This is a genomic window from Pseudomonas sp. NPDC088414 (genome assembly GCF_044753325.1).
Classification (GTDB): Bacteria; Pseudomonadota; Gammaproteobacteria; order Pseudomonadales; family Pseudomonadaceae; genus Aquipseudomonas.
The window spans coordinates 532,602-552,690 of record NZ_JBIVMY010000001.1; the positions used below are offsets into that span (position 1 = coordinate 532,602).

Annotated in this window: 24 protein-coding genes; 9 read left to right on the forward strand and 15 right to left on the reverse strand. The window is 50.3% G+C overall.

Annotation, left to right across the window (positions count from 1 at the left end; translation table 11 throughout):
• Positions 1-7: 7 nt before the first annotated feature.
• Both ACIP8I_RS02360 and ACIP8I_RS02365 read left to right on the forward strand, forming a co-directional pair.
• Positions 8-253 (forward strand): hypothetical protein, encoded by a 246-nt coding sequence (locus ACIP8I_RS02360; RefSeq protein ID WP_400758360.1) that lies wholly within the window; start codon positions 8-10, stop codon positions 251-253.
• Positions 254-1,150: 897 nt separating this feature from the next.
• Entirely contained in the window at positions 1,151-2,956 is a 1,806-nt protein-coding gene (locus ACIP8I_RS02365; protein WP_400758362.1) for an EAL domain-containing protein, read from the forward strand.
• Positions 2,957-3,655: 699 nt separating this feature from the next.
• Here the strand turns inward: ACIP8I_RS02365 and ACIP8I_RS02370 are convergent.
• On the reverse strand, positions 3,656-3,892 hold the full coding sequence (locus tag ACIP8I_RS02370; protein ID WP_007961021.1) for a general stress protein: 237 nt from the start codon (positions 3,890-3,892) through the stop codon (positions 3,656-3,658).
• Between the two features lie 248 nt (positions 3,893-4,140).
• Here ACIP8I_RS02370 and ACIP8I_RS02375 point away from each other — a divergent pair, with 248 nt between their 5' ends.
• Together ACIP8I_RS02375 and ACIP8I_RS02380 are read left to right on the forward strand one after the other, a co-directional pair.
• A complete protein-coding gene (locus ACIP8I_RS02375; RefSeq protein ID WP_400758364.1) occupies positions 4,141-4,698 on the forward strand; it encodes an ATP-dependent Clp protease proteolytic subunit in 558 nt (185 codons plus the stop codon).
• Between the two features lie 158 nt (positions 4,699-4,856).
• A complete protein-coding gene (locus tag ACIP8I_RS02380) occupies positions 4,857-5,081 on the forward strand; it encodes a hypothetical protein (RefSeq protein ID WP_400758565.1) in 225 nt (74 codons plus the stop codon).
• Here the strand turns inward: ACIP8I_RS02380 and ACIP8I_RS02385 are convergent.
• Together ACIP8I_RS02385 and ACIP8I_RS02390 are read right to left on the reverse strand one after the other, a co-directional pair.
• Entirely contained in the window at positions 5,072-5,317 is a 246-nt protein-coding gene (locus ACIP8I_RS02385) for a hypothetical protein (RefSeq protein WP_400758366.1), read from the reverse strand. The genes ACIP8I_RS02380 and ACIP8I_RS02385 overlap by 10 nt on opposite strands.
• Before the next feature lie 21 nt (positions 5,318-5,338).
• Positions 5,339-6,040 (reverse strand): glycosyltransferase, encoded by a 702-nt coding sequence (locus tag ACIP8I_RS02390; RefSeq protein WP_400758367.1) that lies wholly within the window; start codon positions 6,038-6,040, stop codon positions 5,339-5,341.
• A 188-nt stretch (positions 6,041-6,228) separates the two neighbouring features.
• On the opposite strand from ACIP8I_RS02390, the gene ACIP8I_RS02395 reads away from it, so the two are divergent.
• Positions 6,229-7,452, forward strand: coding sequence for a zinc-dependent alcohol dehydrogenase (locus tag ACIP8I_RS02395; protein ID WP_400758369.1), 1,224 nt, complete (start codon positions 6,229-6,231; stop codon positions 7,450-7,452).
• 398 nt (positions 7,453-7,850) lie between these two features.
• Here the strand turns inward: ACIP8I_RS02395 and ACIP8I_RS02400 are convergent, their stop codons facing one another.
• Complete coding sequence (locus tag ACIP8I_RS02400; RefSeq protein WP_400758371.1) at positions 7,851-9,287, reverse strand: amidase; 1,437 nt, start codon at positions 9,285-9,287, stop codon at positions 7,851-7,853.
• A 117-nt stretch (positions 9,288-9,404) separates the two neighbouring features.
• On the opposite strand from ACIP8I_RS02400, the gene ACIP8I_RS02405 reads away from it, so the two are divergent.
• Both ACIP8I_RS02405 and ACIP8I_RS02410 read left to right on the forward strand, forming a co-directional pair.
• On the forward strand, positions 9,405-9,977 hold the full coding sequence (locus tag ACIP8I_RS02405) for a TetR/AcrR family transcriptional regulator (RefSeq protein ID WP_007961012.1): 573 nt from the start codon (positions 9,405-9,407) through the stop codon (positions 9,975-9,977).
• Between the two features lie 857 nt (positions 9,978-10,834).
• Complete coding sequence (locus tag ACIP8I_RS02410) at positions 10,835-11,245, forward strand: response regulator (RefSeq protein WP_045121944.1); 411 nt, start codon at positions 10,835-10,837, stop codon at positions 11,243-11,245.
• Between the two features lie 201 nt (positions 11,246-11,446).
• Here the strand turns inward: ACIP8I_RS02410 and ACIP8I_RS02415 are convergent, their stop codons facing one another.
• A complete protein-coding gene (locus tag ACIP8I_RS02415; protein WP_400758373.1) occupies positions 11,447-11,713 on the reverse strand; it encodes a DUF1652 domain-containing protein in 267 nt (88 codons plus the stop codon).
• A 327-nt stretch (positions 11,714-12,040) separates the two neighbouring features.
• Between ACIP8I_RS02415 and ACIP8I_RS02420 the strand changes: the two genes are divergently transcribed.
• Both ACIP8I_RS02420 and ACIP8I_RS02425 read left to right on the forward strand, forming a co-directional pair.
• Positions 12,041-12,289: a DUF6555 family protein gene (locus ACIP8I_RS02420; protein ID WP_400758375.1), complete on the forward strand. Its 249-nt coding sequence runs from the start codon at positions 12,041-12,043 to the stop codon at positions 12,287-12,289.
• 59 nt (positions 12,290-12,348) lie between these two features.
• A complete protein-coding gene (locus tag ACIP8I_RS02425; protein ID WP_081755185.1) occupies positions 12,349-12,741 on the forward strand; it encodes a GFA family protein in 393 nt (130 codons plus the stop codon).
• Between the two features lie 405 nt (positions 12,742-13,146).
• Here the strand turns inward: ACIP8I_RS02425 and ACIP8I_RS02430 are convergent, their stop codons facing one another.
• The 10 genes from ACIP8I_RS02430 to ACIP8I_RS02475 form a co-directional block, all read right to left on the reverse strand.
• Complete coding sequence (locus tag ACIP8I_RS02430; RefSeq protein ID WP_007961010.1) at positions 13,147-13,653, reverse strand: ferritin-like domain-containing protein; 507 nt, start codon at positions 13,651-13,653, stop codon at positions 13,147-13,149.
• A 152-nt stretch (positions 13,654-13,805) separates the two neighbouring features.
• Positions 13,806-14,735, reverse strand: coding sequence for a ZIP family metal transporter (locus ACIP8I_RS02435; protein ID WP_007961009.1), 930 nt, complete (start codon positions 14,733-14,735; stop codon positions 13,806-13,808).
• Between the two features lie 222 nt (positions 14,736-14,957).
• Positions 14,958-15,842 (reverse strand): manganese catalase family protein, encoded by an 885-nt coding sequence (locus tag ACIP8I_RS02440; RefSeq protein ID WP_400758378.1) that lies wholly within the window; start codon positions 15,840-15,842, stop codon positions 14,958-14,960.
• 132 nt (positions 15,843-15,974) lie between these two features.
• Positions 15,975-16,202, reverse strand: coding sequence for a PLD nuclease N-terminal domain-containing protein (locus ACIP8I_RS02445; RefSeq protein ID WP_007961007.1), 228 nt, complete (start codon positions 16,200-16,202; stop codon positions 15,975-15,977).
• A gap of 91 nt (positions 16,203-16,293) precedes the next feature.
• Entirely contained in the window at positions 16,294-16,740 is a 447-nt protein-coding gene (locus tag ACIP8I_RS02450) for a DUF421 domain-containing protein (RefSeq protein ID WP_007961006.1), read from the reverse strand.
• A gap of 7 nt (positions 16,741-16,747) precedes the next feature.
• Positions 16,748-17,266, reverse strand: coding sequence for a hypothetical protein (locus ACIP8I_RS02455; RefSeq protein ID WP_045121945.1), 519 nt, complete (start codon positions 17,264-17,266; stop codon positions 16,748-16,750).
• A complete protein-coding gene (locus ACIP8I_RS02460; RefSeq protein WP_007961005.1) occupies positions 17,263-17,772 on the reverse strand; it encodes a CinA family protein in 510 nt (169 codons plus the stop codon). Before ACIP8I_RS02460 ends, ACIP8I_RS02455 begins: the two co-directional genes overlap by 4 nt.
• 338 nt (positions 17,773-18,110) lie before the next feature.
• On the reverse strand, positions 18,111-18,929 hold the full coding sequence (locus tag ACIP8I_RS02465; protein WP_007961004.1) for a DUF3618 domain-containing protein: 819 nt from the start codon (positions 18,927-18,929) through the stop codon (positions 18,111-18,113).
• Entirely contained in the window at positions 18,926-19,354 is a 429-nt protein-coding gene (locus ACIP8I_RS02470) for a phage holin family protein (protein ID WP_007961003.1), read from the reverse strand. Before ACIP8I_RS02470 ends, ACIP8I_RS02465 begins: the two co-directional genes overlap by 4 nt.
• On the reverse strand, positions 19,354-19,998 hold the full coding sequence (locus ACIP8I_RS02475; RefSeq protein WP_400758381.1) for a hypothetical protein: 645 nt from the start codon (positions 19,996-19,998) through the stop codon (positions 19,354-19,356). Before ACIP8I_RS02475 ends, ACIP8I_RS02470 begins: the two co-directional genes overlap by 1 nt.
• Positions 19,999-20,089 lie beyond the last annotated feature (91 nt).

The following is a 20,089-nucleotide window of genomic DNA, read 5'->3' on the forward strand; positions in this document are numbered from 1 at the left end:
ATGGCGGATGACTATGCCGATCATGAAAGATGATGTGTTGGTGAAAGCGAAAAATCATTTAATTTTTTTCTCTGAAGCCAGAAATGAAACAGCTTTGCTTAAGCTGTACAACGGTGCGTTTGGTCATGGCCAATCTCTTTGGAAAATTGGATTGATAACCGAAGAGGAACTTCTATACCTCAAAGGAGAAGCTGAAAGCGCACCAGTGGAAAGGTTTCATCGCAATTCCTCTTCATATGAAATCTCTAATTAGAAGTGGAGCTTGTGCCTTGGTTTACGAAAATAATCCACCTTTCGAAGCATTCATGTTGCTCCCTGACAGCCTCTATCCATTGTGGCCCCGAAGTCGTACCGGCCGACACTAGCAACATCATTCGACAGGTAGCTGCATCTAATTGTAAAAGCAGCTCATGAGAGCGAATTCTGAAATCGTCAATATCGTTCATCTTTTTGACCCGCAAACTATTACAGCCCGCATGAACTGATATTTTTTTAGACTGGGATTGAATCCGAATGGTCGAACGAAGCGACGAACGGCCTCTGCATGCATTGTTATAGCTGTTATTTCAGAGTGAATGAAATGAAAATATATTCAAGATTATTTTGACTCAGCAATGACTTTCCCAGCCTCACGAATCAGTTGTCGCCACTCTGTAGCTGAAATGACTCCGATATGCTCTAGCCTGTCAGCCATTTTTAACAGCTTCTCATAATGCTCCTCCGGAGTGAGATCGATTTGCGGGCACATGTACAGCTGGCGCCACGCTATAAGCATTTCCCTCTTATGATCAGCATGCATGACAGCATCCCCCGTTATCTCTTATTGGAATTTACATTTAAATCCAAACGCCCGTTCTGGGCAACCTATGAATTCAGCAGACGCCAGCATCTCTCCCCACTGAATTTACAATGACGAGATGCGAAGGTTGGAACGACATCGTGTGTGCGACGTTCGTTTTTTTTGCATACCAATGGTCGGTTTGCAGTGAGTTCCTAACCATTTCTGGAGCATTCTGCACCTGAATCCCCCCTCATGAGCGATCCTTCGAACTATACGACGCATTTCCCTATCAGAGTCATAGATAGCGCGATTAAACGAAAAGGACGAAGACTCGGTACAGTGTGACAACTGAGCCAAATCGAGGAAATTATGGAAAAAGGCGCCCCATTACCGACAGATGAAGCCATTCGCTTGGCGAAGGTTGCTGATCTATGTCCCTTTGAAAGCAACTCAGACGAGGTCTTCGATAAGATAGTGTCGATGACTGCGGAGTTCTTCGATGCACCGATATCCTTGATAACTATTGTTGAACGTCATCGCCAGTGGTTTCGGGCACGTGTTGGTATTGATGTCGATGAGACGCCGCGAGAAACCTCATTTTGTGCTTACTCCATTCTCACAAAACAGCCACTGGAGGTGCTCGACGCTCGTCTCGATGATCGCTTTAAGGACAATCCTCTTGTGACTGGCCCTCCATTCATTAGATATTATGCTGGTGCTCCTTTAGTGACTGACGATGGACTGAGTCTGGGAAGCTTGTGCATCATAGATACAAAGCCTAGGCCTGGGATGAACAGTCGTGAAAAGTCCATGCTTGTTTATTTCGCAGAACTTGTAATGATGCGGATCACGGGTGTCCGTGTACGCAACTTCGTTGATCAGCCGACAGGGCTATTCAATAGACTTCGACTAGAAGAAGACATTCGAGAAGTGCTGCACAATGGCGAAACAGCACAACTCGTAGCAATTGATGTATTAACGCCAAAATTCCTTAACGACATGGTCAAAGCATTAGGTTACAACTTTGCTCAGAATCTAGTGCTTGCCATTAAATCTCGACTTTTGAAATTCTTGCCGGAACGCTGTCACTTATACAAAGTCAGTCCCACACGCTTTGGATTCATATCACCTGGCTTACGTCCACTCGCCCAGTTGTGCGGCCCCATAGTTGAGGATTTTAAGGAGCCGATTGAATGTGACGGTATCCCTATACTCATGCAGGTGGGAGTGGGAGTATTGGCACTAGAAAACAGGAATCAACTTACACAAGACTGGCTCAGGTTGGTGGTTAGCTCCGCTGATAACGCTCGGGATCGAAAAACTGGTTGGGCAGGCTATGAAAGTAAATTCGACGAAGCACACCAGAGAGCATTCATGCTTCTGAGCTATTTATCCAATGCTTTGAAGTGCCCTGATCAACTGTGGCTCATGTATCAGCCACAGGTTAATCTAAAAACAGAACAGTGTACGTGTGTAGAAGCATTACTGCGTTGGACGCATCCCGTTCTCGGATTAGTAAATCCTGCGGAGTTCATCCCACTGGTGCAAAAAACCGCCCTTATGCAGCCACTTTCAGAGTGGGTACTTCACGAAGTCATACGTCAAGCAAAAGCGTGGCAATTGGAAGGTAAAGCTGTTCGGATAGCGATGAATATAACAGTTAGCGACCTTGAAAGTCCGGCTTTTGTCGATCGTGCGGAAAGTTTGCTGGCGGCGTTCGGTTTACAATCCAATAAAATAGAAATCGAATTCACAGAAAGCGAACTGATAACGAATGCCGCTGAAGTATCTCTACAACTGCAGCGCTTACGAGCGTTAGGAATGGAGATCTCTATAGATGACTTCGGTACAGGTTACAGCAATTGGACATATCTACGTCAGATACCAGCTACTACAGTTAAATTAGACCAATCACTGACTTCGCGGTTGAACGAGGATGAAAAAAACCAACGCCTCGTAAGAACTTTGATTGAGCTCGCCGATCGCTTGGATTATCGCATCGTGGCTGAAGGTATCGAGACAGAAGAGGTACTGAGACTGGTTAAAGATTGGGGCTGTACGGAAGGTCAAGGCTATCTTTTCGCGAAACCAATGTCAGCTGTCTGCTTTGTCGATTGGCTTGATTCACGCGTTCTACGTGATGATCCACGCGCAAAGCTAACACACTCAGGATGAAAGCGTATCAGCAAGGCGGGTAGCTACTGCTAGTTCTCTACAACCCTGCCTGCGTCCATCAGTCGCTTGTGAATGGCACCTTGAAAAAACACAACTACACTTTTTCATAACAACACATGCCTGAGCAAGCAATTATGCCCGACAAACCACTCCTACTTTCATTGTTACTTATTCTAATAATCATCGTGACGGGAGCAACGTTTTCGATCATTAGTTTGATAGAGAATAACTTGCTATAGAAAAGCACATCAAAAGCGATTGTACGCATGCTGCCTCCCTAAAAATAGGCAACGAAGATATAAAAACTAAGGCCAGCCAGAGGGAATCATGAACATAAATATTACCAACATAAGCTATCTAAGGGACACATTTTTAGGCCCCATTTCGAAAAGCATTGAATGTGGTGTTGTGATCACTCCAATTACCCCTAGCGCTTTCCAAATACAAATTATCGCTCCGTTTCCCAGTGACTTACATAAAGCGTGCCATTTGACTATAGACACTTCATCCGGAAAACTGTCCGGCGTTATTGTTCATACTCGAAAGACAGACAATGGCGATATAGAATTTCAAATAGATATTTAACTCATGGTCAATTTCAAACCAATGACTCTAGTATTGCGTTCTAGCTTTTGATTCGGAACCTGTTATAAAACAAGCCCCGGTTTTTCGCCGGAGCTTGAATAGAATTACATCTCATTAGGACTTCCGTCCTCCACCACTATGCTCCCCACCTTTTTTGCCTGCTTCAGACGCCTTTTCACGGTCATCGGCAAAATTTCCGCTGCGTCCGCTGCCTTGGCCACCACTGGTGGATTTATCGGCCGTTTGGGAATGCTGGCCACCAGAAGCTTGACCTCCTTTTTTGCCCGCTTCAGAGGCCTTTTCCCGATCATTGGCAAAATTACCGGGCTTGTCCTTTCCTGAGTTAGCCATTTCTGTCACCTCACAGTTGGTATACGAGCATTAGCTCGTTCAATTGGGAGGCTGCAAGGATGTAAAAGTTTGCGCGAAATGCTACGTGCGGCGACGAGCGGTCACAAGCGTTGGTTCAGAAAACCTACTGAACATTTGGCTACTTCCGTCACAACTTTTCTTCTGTTTTTACGATTACTGCGCAACAAAATTTCCTGATGTTTTACTACGCTTTGAAAACACGACATCGTATGAGAAACGGGGGTCAAATGATCGAGCATATCATTCATTTTCATTGCCAGATTGACCAAACCACGTCTGAACGCTTTCGAGACTGCTGTCTTGAGGCCATTGACCAAGGCGCAACCTCTCTGCTGCTCAATCTTTCCACGTCCGGCGGAAGCACTAATTTCGGATTCACGCTCTATACGTTCTTAAAATCACTTCCGGTTCCACTGTGTGCCATAAACGCGGGCAATATCGGGTCAATGGGTATCATCATGTTTCTTGCTGCTGGGAGGCGGATTACGTCTCCTCATTCGCGATTCCTCATTCATCCGATGACCTGGTATTTCAGTCAAAGCTCGGTCGATCACCAACGGCTGCGTGAATATCTGTCGAGTCTAGATAACGACCTTGCCCGCTACGTTCAAATCTACGCCCTTGAAACGGCTGAGGCTGCGACAAAGCTTGATATTTTTCACTGCTTATCCGCTGAAGAGAAAGTCATTGCCGCTCACGAGTCACTCGTCTACGGGATCGCGCATGAAATGAAACAAATGGTGTTCGCCGATGACATAAAGCATTGGAAAGTAAGCGGCGCTTAACTCTTCCACCCCGCATTTTTCATAGTCCGGCATGGCATACCACAATAAAATTTTGGGCAAATTAGGACTTATCGGCGAAGAACAGCGGCAGCGCTCAAAAAAACAAGGGTGAAAGGAGCAAAAATTTGGCTTATCTGAATTGGGTGCAATGGCCCGCAATGGTTGTGACTGTGGTCGCCGCATGGCTAATTGGATCACAACGTCCTAGGAGACGGGTGATAGGATTCGTATGCTTTGGCCTAAGCAATGCACTATGGGTGGTGTGGGGAGTATATGCGGGAGCCTATGCACTGATCGTTTTGCAAATTTGCCTATTTCTTATGAACCTAAGGGGATTTTGGAAAAACCTGACAGGCAACTCTAAGAAGACTACTCAGGATTGACGATGTAAACCTAAATTCTTTTTAAAGCCTCGGGCATTCATTTCAAAAAGTATGCACTCAAGAACAATCAACGCATAAGCATCGGCATGTAGTCCCCAGATGACCCACAATGTATTACTCATTATGAACCCCCAAAACGCGATCATCCGGCGGTAGGCTCTTTGGGAACCAATGAACCACGCAGAGACCAAGGTCGCTAACATTGCAGGCCATTGCACATAATCGAAGTACTCCATCTGACTCCCCTTCCCACTCTGCTAAAGAGAGATGCCGGCACTGACTTTCGTATTAAGCACAGGCATTCCAAGCGATATTCCGAGCTTGGCCAAGTACTCACCAAATCCACCGTGACATTTAAAATTTCTGCGCGCACTGGTGACCACTGGATTAGTAGCTGTCCAAACAATCTGAGCAGCTATCCTCTCAAGGTTTGCGACCAGATGAACATCCTCGTGGGCAGCAGAATGCTGGAAACCGCCGGCTTTTCGATAGGCCTCGGCGCTTAGGCCCAGATTGGCGCCATGAATATGCCGATGGTTTTCAACAAATTGATAGTGCTCCATATATTTTGAGCGAACCAATTCACCATGTTCTTCCCAGCTATCTACCACAACCGTCCCACAGACAGCATCTGCCCCGAACTCGATCTGCCGGGCCAACCAATCTTGTGGCACGACCGTGTCGGCATCCGTAAAGGCCAGCCACTGCGCGCCAGCGTCCAGCAAGTAATCTGCGCCAGTAGCCCGCGCCCTTCCAACATTCTTAAAACAAACATTGATCCCACTGACGCCAAGAGCCAAAACAATCTCACCAGTCCTGTCAGAGCAGTCGTCCAGGACGACCACCACGGTGATCTTTCGACGTGCCAATGCGGGGTGAGCAGCAGCAGACAGGACAGAAGATAGACAGGCAGTGATATGACATTCTTCATTGTGGGCAGGTATCACAACACCGATCATAAACGTGAGCTCCGTTTGCCAGATTTACAGACTCCAGCGATTGACCTCGCCTGATTCCAATAGGTTTAAAATATTGGCTGCGTTCCCCCGCCGGCGACCGCTAGTCATTTGAGCCTTCTTCCCTTTGAACTTACGCTGTCCGTGCCCTCTCTTCACCTTACCTCCCTCTAGAGTAAGGAAAGGACGTTATGAGAGCACTCACGTATCACGGCGCGCATAGTGTAAAAGTCGACACTGTTCCAGATCCGATCATTGAGTCCAGCGACGACATCATTCTTCGCGTGACCGCAACAGCGATTTGCGGATCTGACCTTCATCTCTACAGAGGAAAAATTCCAACCGTCGAGCACGGCGACATCTTCGGTCATGAATTCATGGGTATTGTCGAAGAAACTGGTTCAGCGGTGACCTCCGTACAAGTGGGCGATCGGGTGGTCATTCCCTTTGTCATTGCCTGCGGCAGCTGTTTTTTCTGTGCCATGGATCTTTTCGCTGCCTGTGAGACAACAAATACGGGGCGCGGAGCGATTGTCAATAAAAAGGCAATACCACCCGGAGCAGCTCTGTTCGGCTTCAGTCATATGTACGGCGGTGTGCCTGGTGGGCAGGCTGAATATGTGCGCGTCCCTAAGGCCAATACTGGGCCATTCAAAGTTCCTGGCACGCTGCCGGATGAGAAAGTTCTATTTCTATCCGACATTCTCCCGACCGCCTACCAGGCTGTGACGAACGCCGGCATTGGCACGGGCTCTAGCATTGCAATCTATGGCGCAGGCCCTGTGGGATTGTTGAGCGCAGCCTGCGCAAGGATGCTAGGCGCCGACCAAATTTTTATGGTTGACCATCATCCCTATCGCTTGGCATATGCGCAGAAAACTTATGGCGTCATTCCAATCAACTTTGATGAGGACGACGATCCCGCCGATACGATAATCCGACAGACGAAAGGAATGCGTGGTGTAGACGGCGTGGTCGATGCCGTTGGATTCGAAGCTAAAGGAAGTACTACAGAAACGGTACTTGCCACTCTCAAGCTGGAAGGAAGCAGCGGAAAAGCTTTACGTCAATGTATCGCTGCCGTCCGACGCGGTGGCATTGTGAGCGTCCCGGGTGTCTACTCTGGATTCATCCATGGGTTCCTTTTTGGGGACGCATTCGACAAAGGACTCACCTTTAAAATGGGGCAAACCCATGTACATCGATTCCTACCTGAGTTACTTGACCACATCGAGACAGGCCGTCTTTCTCCAGAAGTAATCATCAGTCATAAGATGTCGCTGGAGCAGGCTGCCGAGGGATATAAAATTTTTGACAAAAAGGAAGATGAGTGTCGAAAAGTCATTCTGACGCCTGGCGATAGTCAAGTCGTTTTACCCGTCAACGATGGCAATGGGACGGTGCTCGCTATATAAAAATCACGGTAGGGAAAAGGACAAGAAGACCCTGTTGTGAGCCAGGAAGTCTTGTCCTTTTTTATCTGGGGGATGAAACCGCCGTGACGTCAACCAAGTCGGTTCTAGAATCGTGGTGAGCGAAAATCCGTAACCGAAAGCGTACACTTTACACTTATCGTAACTGCGAAACAGCACTCCACCATGTCCAATCTGCATTCAAGTGACAAGCGCACGTAGATGGGAGCACCAGCATAGAACGGCCTATTTCATTGGAAAGCGCGATCGAATGAATCCAAAGCGGTTCGATTTGCTGAAAAGGCACCTGCCATTTTGTCCTGGTACTCATCGTTCAACTGATCTTCGCACACCCGCTAGCCGAGTGCCGGGTACAACGATATTGTTGAGATATCCACCGACTATAGCTTTCCGGCCCAGATCTCAGGCTTGCGCGCAGTCCAAGGCATCGCACGCTCCAGCTGACCTGCCAGACGCAGCAGCACGTCCTCTCGACCAAAGCCGGCTGAAAACTGCATGCCTATAGGCATACCACTTGCTGAATCAAACGCTAGTGGCACAGACATAGAAGGGGTTCCAGTCACATTTGCTAATGCAGTGAATGGCGAGTGGGTGAATACGCGATCAATCCAGCCCCTGCCATCCAAATGCTCCTGACCTTCGTTATAGCTGCCTATTGCAGGGGGCAGCGCTGGCAGAGTCGGACTCAGCAAGATGTCATATTTGCAGAAGAAGGTACCCATGCTACGGGTAACAAGATTTCTCAAATACATAGCCTCAAGCAAATCGATGGCGGTTAGTCGACTTCCCATTTGGTGCAGCGAAAGAGTGGCAGGCTCAAGAGTATCCGGATCGATGGGGCGGCCGGTTCGCGCGGCGATCGCGTTTATCCAGGCAGCAGTATTTGCTGACCAGAACCGGGCATTCATTTCAACAAAACTTTCCCAGCTTAGATTTATATCCAAGCAAACCTCGTCCACGCTATGACCCATACTTTGGAGCTGAATCGCAACATCGCGAGTAGCATTTGCGACGGGTTCAATGGAGCGTGTGGCATTCAGCGGGTGCAGTAGAAGGCCAATCCGTAGCGAACCTGGCTCGCGAGACGTTTCCGATAAATAGGAATGCTGCGGCTTAACGATCTCAAAGGGATCACCCACAGCTATCCCCTCAATAGCATCCAGTAAAGCGGCACTATCGCGCACTGTTCGGCTAACGACGCCATGTACGGCAAGCCCGGCCCACACCTCATCCAACGCTGGCCCCATTGAAATTCTGCCCCGGCTGGACTTAAGCCCGAATAGTCCGGCTGAGGCTGAGGGTACTCGGATTGAGCCACCGCCATCGGTAGCATGGGCAGCAGGTACTAATCCGGCCGCTACGGCAGCGGCGGAGCCCCCACTTGACCCACCAACGCTGCGGCTCAAATCCCATGGATTACGAGTCGGCCCCGAAAATATGGCTTCAGTGGTAGTGCTGGCGGCCAATTCCGGAGTGGTGGTTCTACCGATGGTAACCAGCCCTGCCTGCCGTAAGCGGGTCATCAGGATAGAATCCTCGTCGGCGATGCACCCCGCTGCCAATCGACTACCCAGCTCATTTAGATGCCCCTTGGCAGTTAGGCCCAAGTCCTTAACCAGAAAGGGTACGCCCTTAAACGGCCCAGTAAATGCCCGGGGTTCATTCCCCCAAACCTCGACCAATGCATTGATCTTTGGGTTGAGCTGATCAATGGCGGAAAATGCTGCGGCACTGACTTCGGCTTGAGTGACTTGACCGCTATCGATCAGCTCAGCTAGACCCAGCGCATCGTATTGAGCGTATTCAGCGGTTCTCATTGCATTCTCCGAGCCATTCACCTGGCAAAAGCGGTATGATTTGTACTTATCAGTATCGAGCAATACCGATGAGTATATTAAGATACCAGAAGGTATCGCCGTCAAGCGGAGAACACCATGCGTCCCGAAAGAATTCCCCAGTTAGCTCCCAAAGAAAGAATTCTCGATGCAGCCGAGGAGCTATTTTTCACGGAAGGCATCAGTCGGGTTACGGTAGATGCCATCGCGGCAAAGGCCAAATCGACCAAGATGACCGTCTACCGGCATTTCGAATCGAAAGACGCGCTGGTTCTTGAGTGGCTTCGGTTGCTCGTGGCCAAATATTCGGAAGTTTTTGAAGTGCTTTCGGCACAGCACGCTGGTGATCCCAAGGCGCAAATTCTTGGGTTCGCGCAATTCATCGTGAATGACCTTTCGGCTGCGTCGTATAGGGGCTGTCCTTTCATTAACTCATTGGCGGAGATTTCTGATCCAGGAAATCCCGCCCGCCGACTCATCGAAGAACATAAAAAGCGCCAATTCCTGCGGTTGATGGCTCTCTGTGCCGAGGCTGATTTGCCAGAGCCAAACGAAGCGGCGATTGAACTCACTTACCTGATGGAGGGGGCCCAAGTCGTTTCGCAGAACAAAAGCATCTCGGGCGTCGGTGAAAAGCTCATGAAGATGGTTCGGAAAAAAATCACTGGGTAGATCGAGAGGCCGCTGACCGCTGCCTACTTGCTAGACCGTCGTGCTAACGAATCACCTATGACGTAGCCACTCGGTACTTTCATTGCACACTGCGTTGTCAGGCGCTTGAGTACTTCTTTGAGTACAGGTCATGCGCATTGATACGTGCTTACTGAATCAAACTCACGATAAGCACAGTGTGGCTGTGCCGCACTGAACACCGCGATTTCCTTGGCTATCGCCGTTTCGGTACCAGCGCGCACGTCTATCGGATCAGTGGCCGGCCAATGCAGTCCATGCGAACCATTGCAAAAGGTCTCGAAGAAGGTTGCACAGGCAGCAGCGGTTCCAGTGGAACAGTTCACTGTGACGGTGCCGTGCGGGGCTAAATCTCAACATGGATATCTGATGATGCGTGCGAGTATGCCCCGGCCAGCGGCACCGTGACGCAATAGATGAGGGTTGGAGCGCGGTGCTTTTCTTCGCTTGCATGCGAATCCATTGTTTACGGGGTTTGCATCGAGGTAATGGCTGAATGCGGCGCTGGAAATCGAAGAGACTTGCTGGAACGATCTAGCTTTGAAGGATTTGAATACGATCGGCGTGTGGGTTGCATGAAATATCTGATGAAAACGCCAGAAATGGTGACCACTAACTGCACACCATGCCATGCCATGCCATGCCATGCCATGCCATGCCATGCCATGCCTTGCGTTGCGTTGCGTTGCGGAGCTGAGTGGAAGCATTGGCCGGACGTATACCTGTAACCTAGACTCCATCAGAATGCATGAAAAAAGCACACGATTATGAAACGCGCATACAATCAGAAAGTGGCTGATCACCCGCCAACCTTGTCGCCCGGTTAAGGAATTCCTAAATTGACCTTCAAATGGGAAGAGATTCCCCCCATTGATGGAACGGTAGTCGTCATAGAAGACGATCCGATTTTGCGAGCATTGATGGAGGAAATCGTGTCGGAGGTTGGAGGGGAAGTGATGTCATTTGGCACTGCGGATGACGCGCTAACCTATCTGCTTCAGAACGCTGAAAACTGTCGCTTGGTAATAGCAGACCATGGCGTCCCTGGCCAAGTCAAAGGGCTTGAATTTATCAATATCGTGCGGCATCGGTGGCCTACAGTTGCGACCATTCTGACCTCTGGATACCTGATAGATCCTTGGTCTGTTCCAGATCCTTGTATTTATCTACACAAGCCATGGGCATTGGATGAATTGGTGATCGCCATGGCAACATTGCTGCAGAAAGGAGATACGAACCAGAAAACATGATCTGCAGCAACGCTCCAGATGGTCTATACAAGCTTCGTTCACCCTTTGACAAAGTCGCTTCAACGCGATCTTTCCAGAATTGATCTGTCGCTGAATCAAACCAGCGTCTACGAACAATGCATCACATCCAACCCCCATTTGTAGTTGACGCGAGATGGGCACGAGCCATTCAAATGTGTGCACACTATCAAATCCAGCGCTTCAACCACTTTGAAACCTTGACTCACTCGAATGAAAGCTGGTTTTGCTGGCAATCATCTCACCGCGCAATTCCCCAATGAGATTGGCGATCGCTCGACTTGAAGTGAGTGGCCTCGACGAAACACCCGTGACCAAAAGCTCAACCTGACCCGACGATGGTTCGGTGACCTTGATCATAAGCGAACCATCCACATTCATTGTGCATGAGCATGATAGAGGCAGGAAGCTGCATTCAATGATGTGTCGGAGTTCGAGAGTGGAGATCATGACGTTTTATCCAAGGGCAATTTCATTTAATTGTTGTGTAGGAAAGACGTCCGTCAAGCATCGAAAGGAGCATTATTGACAACATTTTGGAATTATCCTCCCTCAAACAAGGCATTTTAGGTGCAGCGCTCGTCAGCCTTAAGCGAGGTTGTACAGCAGGAGCTTGAGCCGTGCTGATTGAACCACATGTGTTCTGCCTGCAAAGCAAAAATTCTCTCATTCGTGACGAACCCCACTGCGCGGAAGGCACGTTCAAAAAAAAAGTAAAATCGCTGGAATTTTTTCTTCTGACGCTACTCATTTGGCTATGAGCGTAAGGAGGAACTCATGAAGCAAACAGAAATTTTTGTCGTCGAGTACAAGCTTCATGGTCATTCCAAGTCATTTGTCATCCGCACAAAAAAAATGCGCAATGAGGACGCATGGCACTGGGCGAGCTGTGATGCCGGTTTAGTCCCCATTCCTAAGCCTGGCAAACCGCCCTTAAAAGTCATGTCGAGGCCGCAGGCCGAACGATTTGGCGTGACAGACGTAAAATGGCGCGAAACAGCTGCCTTGGAATGGATGGACGGATAAATCTCGTGTGGCCGCGGCAGATTTTCCAGCATTACTTTTTGCCCATCAGGTGGAACCAGATGATCAAACAGATAGGAAACACTCTAATCCGTAACTATCATCGCGCCAGCTGTCATTGTGGAGCAGTTGTTCTGGAGATCTACCTGCCAGAAGGCGTTCCTGCGCCAAGCTACTGCGACTGCTCGTTCTGCAAACGAAAAGGCGCAATTGGCGCAGCTATAGCATCCTCTAGTCTTCGGATTATTCAGGGCGAAGAATGGTTAACGACTTACAAATTTGGTGGGGAGATAGCCGAGCATTTCTTCTGTCGCAATTGCGGTATCCACACGCACCATCGAAGAAGTAACAACCCCGCCGAATTCGGGTTTAACGTAGGCTGCTTGGAGGCGGTCAATCCCTTCGACTTAGAAAACGTTCCTATCGAGGACGGCGGGCCATGGCAAAATCCGTGATGCGGCCGGCGGCAATAATGCGCCAGTCATAGAGAACTGAAGTTATGCTGAGCACCGACAAGCGAGCGCCAAATCGCCGCATAAGTCCTAGGGGGCATACTGAAAAAATAGGGTTCGACAGTATCACTGATAATTGGATTCACGCTCATAAAAACAAGGGCGACTCGTCAAATCCCAAGCCTGTCGTCGATTCACCGCGCAACAGGTCACTCTGCTTGTAATACCAGTGAACGATGATGTCATTGGCTGCGTGAATTCCGGGCCAGGCATTAAGTGATGTACGTATTCCCAATACAAATTTCCCGGCAATCCGGCTTCATTCTAAAGAGGTGATTGAAACTTTTTCAATATGAAAAAAAGTGACGATGTTTCCACCGTCACCGAGAGCCAGATCTCGAAACTTTTCTATTTAGGCTTCTTTTCCAATGTCGCGGCTTGATTACCACCTTGCTCTGCAATCTTGGTCAATTTCTCGTCAGCACCTTTCTCCTCAACGAGTGTGGCGCCCAATAGTGATGCTGCATCGTCGAGTTTTAGATGCTTCGCCATCGCTATCAAGGTGCCATAGGCAGCAATTTCATAGTGCTCCACTTTTTGCGCTGCGCCTATCAGTGCGGCGTCGAGCACTGCACCTTTGTCGATTTCCTCCAGCAGCTCCTTTGACTCTTCAACCAAGCCTTCCATGGCGACGCATTTCATACGCTTAAGTTTTATTCCAGTTAATTCCACGAGCTGATCAATGCGCTCAATCTGCCCGTGGGTTTCTTCCAGGTGAGAGGTGAAGGCCTCCGCTAACAAAGGGTTGGTCGCAGCCTTCGCCAAACGTGGCAATGCTTTGGTAATTTGCTTTTCCGCGCTGTAAACATCGGACAGCTCATGGATAAACAAATCTTCAACAGTTTTTCTAGCCATTTTCAGACTTCCTTATGGTCAGTATGGCGTCGCCCAATATGGCGTCCGCATGGGATTAACCTGCAAGTAAAACTGGCCGTGCATGGAGACTGACTCGCTTCAAAGAAGAGGTGTTCAGAAAATCTTTGAAATGACGGATGGGAGGCATTGAGTTAACCCAAAGCAGTATCTAGGAACATCATCACCCCAAAACCGAGCATCAACCCCAAGGTCGCAGGTGTCTCATGTCCATTACGATGGGTCTCAGGAATGACCTCGTGCGACACCACAAAAATCATTGCGCCCGCCGCTAAACCGAGAGCTATGGGATATCCCAATGCGAAGCTGTTGGAAATCCCCAAACCGACGATGGCGCCTATGGGTTCCATCAACCCTGAGCCAACCGCAATGAGAGCTGCACGGAGCGCTGAGATGCCTGTCACACGTAACGCTAGTGCGACCGCAAGGCCTTCGGGTATGTCCTGGATGGCGATGGCAGTGGTCAGCGGCAGTCCGACCTTCATATCGCCGTTGGCGAAGCTCACTCCAATAGCCATGCCTTCCGGCAGGTTATGCAGCGTGATAGCCAGGACGAATAGCCAGACACGATTGATACGCTGCGCTTCCGGCCCCCGCCGCCCACTTTTCTCATGTTCGTGTGGAACGAAACGATCAAGGCCGATCATTAGGGCTACACCCAATCCCAATCCCGCAACAACTACGCATGCAGCGACCAGTTGATTACCGCAAAGCGTCCGAGCCGCTTCTATACCAGGGAGGATGAGTGAGAAGGAGCTGGCGGCCAACATCATGCCGGCGGCGAAGCCCAGCATGATGTCTTGTGTGCGGGCGGCGATGTCTCTTAACGCAATCGCCACGAAAGCTCCCATGGCCGTCGCAGCGAACCCTGACAAGCCACCGAAAAATGCGAAGTGCAGATTTTCTTTATTGGCACCGATGAAGGCGCCATATCCGCTGATGAGCAAGAACACTGTCACGCAAATCAGAATTGACCAGAAAGCGCGTCCGCCCCATCCAGTTCCTGAGAACCGGGCGAACCAGGAGCGAAGTGGTGCGCCGGATGGGGTCAACGGCTCGGACATGGAAACCTCCTATTTCCTTGAATCGTGCTTTTCAGCAAATCCGGAAAGCGACCGTAGGAACTGACGGGATACGCGCTGCGCGTCACGTTCAAAAGCGACACTGGTGGCGAAGAGCATCTCGGGAACAGTTGGAGTTCGACGCGCTGATTTTCTGGAAACCATGATGTGAGTCTCTCTGAATTAGATGGAAAACCGCACGCCAGATGGCGTGCGGCTGCTTCTTCAACGTTGTGGTTCGTCTTGTACCCCCGCCCCTAAGTCCGCCCCTGTGATCGGATTGCTGTCTGGGTCGGACATCGTCCTGGCTTTCATATCCATGAGCAGCGCTTCGTCCTCAGCGCTCAATTGCACGGATGCGGTGCCGTCCCCACCATCCACTGCAGGCGCCGGATCTTCCACGAAGTCCCAATCGTCCCCTTCGTTCCAAGGGCCGCGAGTGCTGCCCTCGCCCTGCGACATGTTGAAGTAGACGTTGGTGAACTCCGGCATGCCTGGCAGTTTGCCCTGAGGGAAATTTGGCTGGATGGAGTGCAATGCTTTTTCGAAAGATAACTGGTGCGCGATTTCACGCGTCATCAAAAATCCTAGGGCCTCCTTCACACCGGGATCGTCGGTAACATTCATCAAACGCTCATAGACAATTTTTGCTCTCGCCTCAGCGGCGATATTTGAGCGCATGTCTGCTGTGGGTTCGCCGATGGTGTCGACGTAAGCCGCTGACCAAGGTACGCCTGCCGAATTAGTCAACGGAACACCGGCGCCGTACAACAGACTGGTGATGTGGGAATCGTTGCCGGCGCCGTTGATGGCGCGATAAAGCTCGCCTTCTTCCTCGACACCTTCGGCCATTCGTCCTTTGGCACCCTTGTTCAACATCACGATGATCGACCCGACAATCTCAAGGTGACTGAGTTCTTCGGTGGCGATGTCCATCAGCAGATCCTTTCTGCCTGGATCATCTTCTGCCAACGCTTGAGTGAAGTAGCGGGAGGCCGCTGCAAGCTCACCCTGAGCTCCCCCAAACTGTTCAAGTAGTAAATTTGCTAACCCAGGATTTGGCTGGGCAACCCGCACGGTGTATTGAAGTCGTTTGTTATGTAGGAACATGACATTCTCCTCAGGCGAATCAGGGCTGCGGTTCACTCGGCAAGAGACCGAATGCCAACCCACAATCATCTGAAGCAAATGCGTCTGGGTTAATTTCAAAAACCTTCTGCACTAGCGACCAACGGATGCTGCTTACCCTTTGCTGTGTTCAGGCGACGATGGGCCTTCTTTAATTCCCCGAGGCCCTGCAACGCCCCAAACGATTAGCCCAATAACTGGGAAGACGAGAAGACCGATAGCCCAACCGGCTTTGACTCCCACGGTCTTTTCACTGCGAAACACGCTCACTATTGCCCACAGATCAACGAGCAAAATGATCACCGCGACGGCAATTGCGAAATAGCTGGTAGCTTCCGACATGGTAAAGCCCTCCTCGAACTCATAACACTTAGGCCCCACGTATTCAGGGGCGTTCAAGTAATCTCGCCAAATACATATCGAATGACGGGAATCAGTCATCCTGGGTAATAATGGAGATCTTGCCGTTGCGCTCCAGGATTGCGAATTTGATCTCTTCAAGCTTCTCGATACCTTGGCTGGAACGTGCTGCCTCCATCACATCCGCTTCTAACAACCGCGCACGACGAAGACGCTCGTGAAGGAGTTTCCCGTTTTCAACGATGATGGTTGGCTCGCCATCAATAAGCCGTGAGACCCAGCCGGAACGTTGTTTGAGCAGGGAGAGACCCACGTCTATGGCGATCAAAGTGACGATAACGATCATCGAATTGGTCAGTGAAAAATCATCGCCCAAAAGCGCTTGCTGAGTCGCCTCCCCAATCATCATCAACAAAACAAAATCGAACGTGGTCAGCTCCGCCAAGGAACGCCGTCCAGCGATTTTGAATAGCACCATTAATGCCAAATACATGGCGCACGCACGTAACACCGAATCCATAAGTCACCTAAGGGAAAATGAACTGATCAAGCCGTACGCCGTTGGTACCTGGTGAAGCGATCTGACTGCGGAAAAAGCCGAGGCCATCCCCCCGCAGTGTCATGTAAAGCGTCGCATGACCATCAAGGTCGGCCTGGAGCCAGAGCCTGATACCCTGTGAAGAGCTTCTTGAGCGCAGAGGTTCAGGTTGCAATGTTTCAATACTAAAACCATCCAACAACTGGCCTCCCAACTCCAGTTCCACTGCCGAGTTCGGCTTAGCATTTACAGTGATTTTCATGGAGTTGGTGGATCCATTACGATGAAACATTTCATATTCCACCCTGAGCTTTCCATCATCACTATGCACATCTTTCGAACTGATCAACCCTCTGGAAAAAACGCCCCCTAAGCCCAACGCTACAACCAACACAAGCACGTACCAGCCAACGCGCTCGAATCGCCAGACCTTCAGCTGAAACGCCATGTTTTCACGTATCGGAAATTTCCGACTGCGCAATTCCGACCGGTCAGGATCACCTCTCATCGAGTTCCACCTTTGCTCTGCTTCAAGAGGCGTTGATGAAAACGAGTCAACCACTTCAAGGCATATTCGGTCGCTTGCTTCTGCACCTCACAGCGTTCGCCAGAAAACAAATGCTGGTGACTGAAAACGTAACATTCTTCAGCCTTTTGGAAAGCCCAGGCAAAGCAGATCGTGCCGGCGGGAATACCGTCGATATCCTCAGGCCCCAGAATGCCGGTTGTAGCGATAGCTGCATTGGCGGTGCTATCGCGCAATGCACCAGTCGCCATCTCACGTGCGACTTGTACGCTGGTTAAATTGAAGCGCTCGATGGTCTGCGGGTTGACGTGCAATAGGCGCTGTTTAGCCTGTGGAGAATAAACGACGTACCCGCACTCGATGTAGTTGCCACTACCAACTACCTCGGATAACAGCGTCACAATCTTACCAGCGGTGCATGACTCTGCTGTGGTGAGTACCAAAGCATTGGAGCGTAGATAATGGACGGTATCGTCAGCGATAGACATGATCTGCTTGACCTCAGTGTTGACCCCTCCGGCAACGCACGTCCAAACGCTCCGCAAAGATTAAATTGAAATATGCGCCACCTGGCCAACCTCATCAGATCCAACCAAGCCCCTTCAGCATCCATCAGATACTGGCGATACGTGGCCCTAGACTTCCAACGTGACCGAACTTGATCGTTTTACGAATGAAAATCGATTCTTGATCGCTCGCATCTCTTCCATCACATCTTCCAAGTTAAGCACTCTAAACTTCAATTTGGCTGCGAACCGTTTTCAAGAATCGATAATCTGAACACTGAAAAAACGGAAGCCCCTGCCAGGGGCCCCGTTTGCGTAACTTACGAAGTGCCTAATCCGCGCGAGATGTCCGCACTCGTTGCGGTCATAGAGCTTTCTGATGCCTCACCTTCTGTGTCCGCATGCTCCGTCGTCTTCGTGACGCTGTCGCGTACTGCTTCGTAGCCCTCCTGTGCTTGTTTCTTAACCTTGTCCATCAGGCCAGCACTGGTTCGACCCAAGAAGCGTTGCTCTGTTGAGGTAGTGGGCAGAACCGCGCCAATCATCGCACCCAAAGCGATACCTGCCGCTGCTATTACCAACGGCTGTTCGCTGAGTACCTGATTAAACTGCTGTCCAAACACATGAGTCGTACGATTCAATCGGTCGCCTACATCATGCAAGGTATGACTAAGGTTCTCACCAGCGTCGCTAACGCTATCCCCAAGGTGACTCGCCTTGCTTTTTAAAGACTGATATCCGTCTTTCAATGAGTCGGCGGTGTGATGTACGCTGTCGCGCACGGTATCGAGTCCATCAGCTAACCCATCCGCCCACTCACCAGTTTTGTCCTGATCCGGCCCGGTGCGATAGACTGGTGCGGCAGACGCCGGGCGATTTTGACTCATCATCATCCACAGCAACCCAATTGAGGTCAGTACCGCAGGCACCGGATTATTGCGGACACTGGTGCCGAGATTGGTGATGAACGTTGATCCGTTGTTTTGCATCATGTCCCATGCCTGATCAATCATCTGACCGGGGGTGAACTTACTTTCAAGCTTGTCGACTATATTGCCGATGCTTGCGCGCTGCGCATCAATTTCCCGCTCAATCTGTTCAGGGCTTTTTTCAGTTTCGAATTCCAGATCACTTTTCATGAGACTTTCCTCCGCAGCGCTTCCTGATCTTTATTCAAGGCGTCCAGCGTCCGGTCGGGCTTCAAGTGGGACGGTTCGAATTGTTTTTTGCCTGACTGCAGCATCGCGAAGCCGATGATCATCACGACAACACCGACAATGAGCGCAGCCAGCCACGGAGCCATGAATAAGCTCAATCCGTAGACTGCCGACATAAGCAAAATGATAAAGCCTGCCAAAAAGACAATTGCTCCACCCGCCACTGCAGCGATCCCCGCCTTCAACGTGTTCAGGCTGGACTGAAGCTCGACTTTGGCCAGAGCAAGTTCCTTGGTAAACAGAGCAGGTACCTCTCGGGATAATTGTCGTAGCAGGCTAACCACTGATGCATCTTCAGGTTGGATCAAAGGCTTTGAACCGGGCAAATCTGAATCATCTCTGTTCATCACAGTTCTCCTTTCGTATTTTGCGAAGCCACTGCCGTTGACTCGGAAAAGTCCGAAGGATGATCGGATTCGGTCGGCGAGCTAGGTGTGATGCCGGTAGCTAATCCAGGCTGCGGATCGGACGTAGATGGGGAGGACGTCTCGAAAGGACGTTGAGCAGCAAACTTTGGGGAGGGCGGCATTGAGGTGCCCGCTGGATCTTGATCCGCATGGACGGTGGCAGCGTCAGTATTGCCGGCCTTTAGAAACCGTGACAGACCGAAGCCCAGAGCGATGCTGCCGGCAATGAACAATCCGGGATTGCTTCGCGCCAGGTCAGCTGCATCGTGTAGCAGCTGTTCAGCACTTTTTCCCCGAAGGTTTCCTGCCAAACCGGTCATGGACTCTGCCATATCGGTTAAGTAATCGGACATTCCAAGCGTGTCCTTGGCTTCGATTTCGGAAACGAAGCTTTTCGCGCCTTGGGCCAAGGCCTCAATCTGATCGGCAGCAGAGTCACGGTACTGCCCAAATTGCTCATCGGCATGCTGTCTCGCGCCGCCAAGCGCATCGGCAACATCTTTCTTTACGTGTTGAAAATCCTGCGTCTCACCTTCATTGGGGGTGGCTGATGAGCCCCCGGCCGTACGGTCTGAAGTATTCATGTTGTCCCTCGCTTTCTGTGGAAAACGTCTACGGGACTGCGCAGCAAAGATGCCCTGAGCCCCTCACAGCAGAGGACGGGTCAGGCAATAA

Coding starts and splice junctions, on each gene's coding strand:
- ACIP8I_RS02415 (WP_400758373.1), bottom strand. CDS start 11,713: ATGATCTCCACTCTCGAACTCCGACACATCATTGAATGCAGCTTCCTG.
- ACIP8I_RS02440 (WP_400758378.1), bottom strand. CDS start 15,842: ATGTTCCTACATAACAAACGACTTCAATACACCGTGCGGGTTGCCCAG.
- ACIP8I_RS02425 (WP_081755185.1), top strand. CDS start 12,349: ATGATCAAACAGATAGGAAACACTCTAATCCGTAACTATCATCGCGCC.
- ACIP8I_RS02375 (WP_400758364.1), top strand. CDS start 4,141: ATGATCGAGCATATCATTCATTTTCATTGCCAGATTGACCAAACCACG.
- ACIP8I_RS02405 (WP_007961012.1), top strand. CDS start 9,405: ATGCGTCCCGAAAGAATTCCCCAGTTAGCTCCCAAAGAAAGAATTCTC.
- ACIP8I_RS02445 (WP_007961007.1), bottom strand. CDS start 16,202: ATGTCGGAAGCTACCAGCTATTTCGCAATTGCCGTCGCGGTGATCATT.
- ACIP8I_RS02385 (WP_400758366.1), bottom strand. CDS start 5,317: ATGGAGTACTTCGATTATGTGCAATGGCCTGCAATGTTAGCGACCTTG.
- ACIP8I_RS02475 (WP_400758381.1), bottom strand. CDS start 19,998: ATGAATACTTCAGACCGTACGGCCGGGGGCTCATCAGCCACCCCCAAT.
- ACIP8I_RS02460 (WP_007961005.1), bottom strand. CDS start 17,772: ATGTCTATCGCTGACGATACCGTCCATTATCTACGCTCCAATGCTTTG.
- ACIP8I_RS02435 (WP_007961009.1), bottom strand. CDS start 14,735: ATGTCCGAGCCGTTGACCCCATCCGGCGCACCACTTCGCTCCTGGTTC.
- ACIP8I_RS02470 (WP_007961003.1), bottom strand. CDS start 19,354: ATGAACAGAGATGATTCAGATTTGCCCGGTTCAAAGCCTTTGATCCAA.
- ACIP8I_RS02455 (WP_045121945.1), bottom strand. CDS start 17,266: ATGAGAGGTGATCCTGACCGGTCGGAATTGCGCAGTCGGAAATTTCCG.
- ACIP8I_RS02390 (WP_400758367.1), bottom strand. CDS start 6,040: ATGATCGGTGTTGTGATACCTGCCCACAATGAAGAATGTCATATCACT.
- ACIP8I_RS02395 (WP_400758369.1), top strand. CDS start 6,229: ATGAGAGCACTCACGTATCACGGCGCGCATAGTGTAAAAGTCGACACT.
- ACIP8I_RS02370 (WP_007961021.1), bottom strand. CDS start 3,892: ATGGCTAACTCAGGAAAGGACAAGCCCGGTAATTTTGCCAATGATCGG.
- ACIP8I_RS02420 (WP_400758375.1), top strand. CDS start 12,041: ATGAAGCAAACAGAAATTTTTGTCGTCGAGTACAAGCTTCATGGTCAT.
- ACIP8I_RS02365 (WP_400758362.1), top strand. CDS start 1,151: ATGGAAAAAGGCGCCCCATTACCGACAGATGAAGCCATTCGCTTGGCG.
- ACIP8I_RS02400 (WP_400758371.1), bottom strand. CDS start 9,287: ATGAGAACCGCTGAATACGCTCAATACGATGCGCTGGGTCTAGCTGAG.
- ACIP8I_RS02380 (WP_400758565.1), top strand. CDS start 4,857: ATGGTTGTGACTGTGGTCGCCGCATGGCTAATTGGATCACAACGTCCT.
- ACIP8I_RS02465 (WP_007961004.1), bottom strand. CDS start 18,929: ATGAAAAGTGATCTGGAATTCGAAACTGAAAAAAGCCCTGAACAGATT.
- ACIP8I_RS02430 (WP_007961010.1), bottom strand. CDS start 13,653: ATGGCTAGAAAAACTGTTGAAGATTTGTTTATCCATGAGCTGTCCGAT.
- ACIP8I_RS02360 (WP_400758360.1), top strand. CDS start 8: ATGACTATGCCGATCATGAAAGATGATGTGTTGGTGAAAGCGAAAAAT.
- ACIP8I_RS02450 (WP_007961006.1), bottom strand. CDS start 16,740: ATGGATTCGGTGTTACGTGCGTGCGCCATGTATTTGGCATTAATGGTG.